The organism is Streptomyces sp. NPDC096136 (genome assembly GCF_044763325.1).
Lineage (GTDB): Bacteria > Actinomycetota > Actinomycetes > Streptomycetales > Streptomycetaceae > Streptomyces.
Window position 1 is genome coordinate 1 of sequence record NZ_JBIWFZ010000061.1, and the last position, 3,248, is coordinate 3,248.

4 protein-coding genes are annotated in these 3,248 nt (G+C 73.3%); 1 reads left to right on the top strand and 3 read right to left on the bottom strand.

Features of this window, described 5'->3' with window-relative positions:
• Positions 1–317: 317 nt before the first annotated feature.
• Positions 318–1,325 carry a stage II sporulation protein M gene (locus ACIRBY_RS38665; protein ID WP_403910162.1) on the bottom strand — a complete coding sequence of 336 codons (1,008 nt, stop codon included), beginning with the start codon at positions 1,323–1,325 and terminating at the stop codon, positions 318–320.
• Between the two features lie 111 nt (positions 1,326–1,436).
• Between ACIRBY_RS38665 and ACIRBY_RS38670 the strand changes: the two genes are divergently transcribed.
• Complete coding sequence (locus tag ACIRBY_RS38670; RefSeq protein WP_403910165.1) at positions 1,437–2,360, top strand: RDD family protein; 924 nt, start codon at positions 1,437–1,439, stop codon at positions 2,358–2,360.
• Here ACIRBY_RS38670 and ACIRBY_RS38675 read toward each other — a convergent pair.
• On the bottom strand, positions 2,357–3,019 hold the full coding sequence (locus ACIRBY_RS38675) for a hypothetical protein (protein ID WP_403910168.1): 663 nt from the start codon (positions 3,017–3,019) through the stop codon (positions 2,357–2,359). The genes ACIRBY_RS38670 and ACIRBY_RS38675 overlap by 4 nt on opposite strands.
• Before the next feature lie 92 nt (positions 3,020–3,111).
• On the bottom strand, positions 3,112–3,248 hold a 137-nt coding region (locus ACIRBY_RS38680; RefSeq protein WP_366456701.1), incomplete at its 5' end, for an adenosylhomocysteinase.

The following is a 3,248-nucleotide window of genomic DNA, read 5'->3' on the forward strand; positions in this document are numbered from 1 at the left end:
GACTCTATCAGACTCTTTCGTGTCCGACTTCCTCGGTGCTTTCCAGGTTCTTCGCTTTCGCGTTTTCCCTTTCCGGCGGTTCCGACTCTATCAGAGTTTTTCCACCGGATTTCCCGGCTTCAGATCCTGATTCAGAGCTGGATGTGCCCCGGCGGAATGCAATTTCTTGGATTCTTGGGGGCGAAGAAGACTTTAAACCATCGCTGCCGAACTTGTCCAGTTCGAGGCAACCGTTCGAATCTACCTCCACGCTCCGGATGTGTCAACACCCTTTGCGACGACGAGGAGACTAGCAGCTCAGCGGGCCCGTACGCACATCACGCCGCGGTCGGCAGCGTGGCCGTCTGGTCCGCCTCCTCCACGTCGCCCGCGTCACCGGCACGCGACGCACGGCCGCCCAGGACGAAGACGTACGTCAGGAAGGCGGCCTCGGCGGCGACGCCGATCGCGATGCGGGCCCAGGTGGGGAGGCCCGACGGGGTCACGAAGCCCTCGATCAGACCGGAGACGAACAGGACCACGGCCAGCCCGATGGCCATGCCGAGGGCGGCGCGGCCCTGCTCGGCCAGGGCCGCGCGGCGGGTGCGCGGGCCCGGGTCGACGACCGTCCAGCCCAGGCGCAGCCCCGTTCCGGCGGCGACGAACACCGCCGTCAGTTCGAGCAGGCCGTGCGGGAGGATCAGGCCCAGGAAGACGTCGAGGCGGCCCGCCGAGGCCATCAGGCCCAGGCCGACACCGAGGTTGGCCATGTTCAGGAAGAGGATCCAGAGCACCGGCAGGCCCAGGAAGGCCCCGAGGACCAGGCAGACGGCGGCGGCCTGGGCGTTGTTCGTCCACACCTTCGCGGCGAAGGAGGCCGCCGGGTGGCTGGAGTAGTACGTCTCGTACTCGCCGCCGGGCCGCGTCAGCTCCTTGAGGTGTTCGGGGGCCGCCACGGCTCCCTGGACCTCCGGGTGCGTGGCGATCCACCAGCCGATGAGCACGCCGAGGGCGGTCGAGAGCAGCGCCGTGGGTATCCACCAGCGCCGGCTGCGGTAGACGGCCGCGGGGAAGCCGGCCGTGAAGAAGCGGGCGGCGTCGCGCCAGCTCGCCCGGCGGGTTCCGGTGACGGTGGAGCGGGCGCGGGCCACCAGCTGGGTGAGGCGGCCGGTGAGCAGCGGGTCGGGGGCGCTCGACTGGATCAGGGAGAGGTGCGTGGCCGTGCGCTGGTAGAGCGCGACGAGTTCGTCGGCCTCCGCCCCGGTGAGCCGGCGGCCCCGCCCGAGGAGCTGTTCCAGGCGGTCCCACTGCGCCTGGTGGGCGGCCACGAAGACGTCGAGATCCATCCGGTTGTCGCTCCCCTGCCCCTGGCCCGCCCGATACGGCTGCTCGTCCTGCGGCCAGCTTGGCAGACTGGGGTGCGCAGGGGCGGGTCAGGTCGGTGAAAGGTGTGTCCGGTGAACGGTCTGGTGACGGGGGACGCGGTCGTCCTGGGTCTGCGGCCGGCGAGGCTGCCGAGCCGGGCGCTGGCGATCCTGCTCGACCTGACCGTGTACGTCACCGGGTACCTGCTGGTGCTGTTCGTGCTGGTCCTCGCGACCGCCGGGCTCGACGAAGCCGCGCAGGCGGCCGTATCGGTGGCGGCGCTGCTGCTGGTGCTGGTCGGGGTGCCGATCGCCGTGGAGACGCTGAGCCACGGGCGTTCGCTGGGGAAGCTGGCCTGCGGGCTGCGGGTGGTGCGGGAGGACGGCGGGCCGATCCGGTTCCGGCACGCGCTGGTGCGCGGGGCGATGGGGGTCGTGGAGCTGCTGATGACCTTCGGGACGGTGGCGTGCACCGCGTCGCTGGTGTCGGAGCGGGGGCGGCGGGTCGGGGACGTGTTCGCCGGGACGCTGGTGATCCGCGAGCGGGTGCCGGGGGCGCGGGTGATGCCCGTACCCCCGCCGCCGCCGTGGCTGGCCGGGCGGTTCGCGGGGCTGGACCTCTCGGCCGTGCCGGAGGGGCTGTGGCTGGCGATCCGGCAGTACCTGACGCGGATGAACCAGCTGGACCCGCACACGGGTGCGGTGATGGCGGCGCGCCTCGCGGACGACGTGGTGGCCCGGACCGGGGCGCCGGCGCCGCCCGGGGTGCCGGCGGCCGCGTTCCTGATGGCCGTGGTGCACGAGCGGCAGTCGCGGGACGCCGCCCGGGCCTTCGCCGCCGCGCCCGGGCCGGCGCCCGTGCCCGGTTCCGGTCCCGTGGCGTACGGGGGGATGCCGGTGGCGCCCTCCGCGGCGCCGGCCGCGTCGGTCGCGCCCGTGCAGCCCGCCCAGCCGGTGCGGCCCGCGGATCCCGCACCGCCCACTCCTCCCGCCACCGGGTTCGCGCCGCCCGCCTAGGCCTCCGGGGCCCCGAAGTCCCCGAAGTCCTCGAAGTCCTCGGAGTCCGTGAAGGTGGACGGCGGGGTCTCCAGGTGTTCGAGTTCGATGCCGGGGGCGGAGAGCACCACGTCCCCGGCGATGTGGACGGTGTGGACCTCGCCCGTGTCGAGGGCGGTGACCCGGTACTCGTCCACGACGAGCGGGCCGCTGTCGGTGGGGTGCTCGGCGCGGGAGCGCAGCGCCCAGGCCTGGTCGACGGTGCGGGGCGCGAGGACCGGGTCGGTGAGGGCGACGAGGCGGATCCGGGTCGCGGGGGCGCCGGGGGTCAGGCGCAGCAGGCGGGCCGTCGCGATGAGGAAGGCCGGGGAGGTGCCGGTGAAGCCGGGGGCGGCGACGTTGCCCTCGGTGGCCTCGGTGCCGGTGGGGTCGGTGCGGACCCAGGTGACGCCGTCGATGGCGGCGCCGCGCACCTGCCAGCTCGCCGCGTTGGCTTCGAGCCGGATGGGGCGGCCGAGGGCGTCGACGGCCAGGTCGAGGGAGCCCCGGTGGTCGCCGCCGGGGCCGGTGGTCTGGGAGACGTAGCGCCAGCCCGAGGGGCCGGGGGCGCAGTGGAAGTGCTCCTCGCCGAGGGGGGTGTGGTCGTGCGGGTCGTGGAGCGAGTAGCGGCCGCGGGGCATGGGCTGTGGTCCTTGGCTGACGTACGGGGGTACGGGGCAGGCCCCCGGCACGGATGCCGGGGGCCTGCTTCAGTGTGCGCGATCCGCTGGGATCAGTAGCGGTAGTGGTCGGGCTTGTACGGGCCCTCGACCTTGACGCCGATGTACTCGGCCTGCTCCGGGCGCAGCGTGGTGAGCTTGACGCCGAGGGCGTCGAGGTGGAGGCGGGCGACCTTCTCGTCGAGGTGCT

What these genes read in the sequence shown, in the direction of transcription:
- ACIRBY_RS38665 (WP_403910162.1), bottom strand. Translation starts at nt 1,325, where the DNA reads ATGGATCTCGACGTCTTCGTGGCCGCCCACCAGGCGCAGTGGGACCGC.
- ACIRBY_RS38675 (WP_403910168.1), bottom strand. Translation starts at nt 3,019, where the DNA reads ATGCCCCGCGGCCGCTACTCGCTCCACGACCCGCACGACCACACCCCC.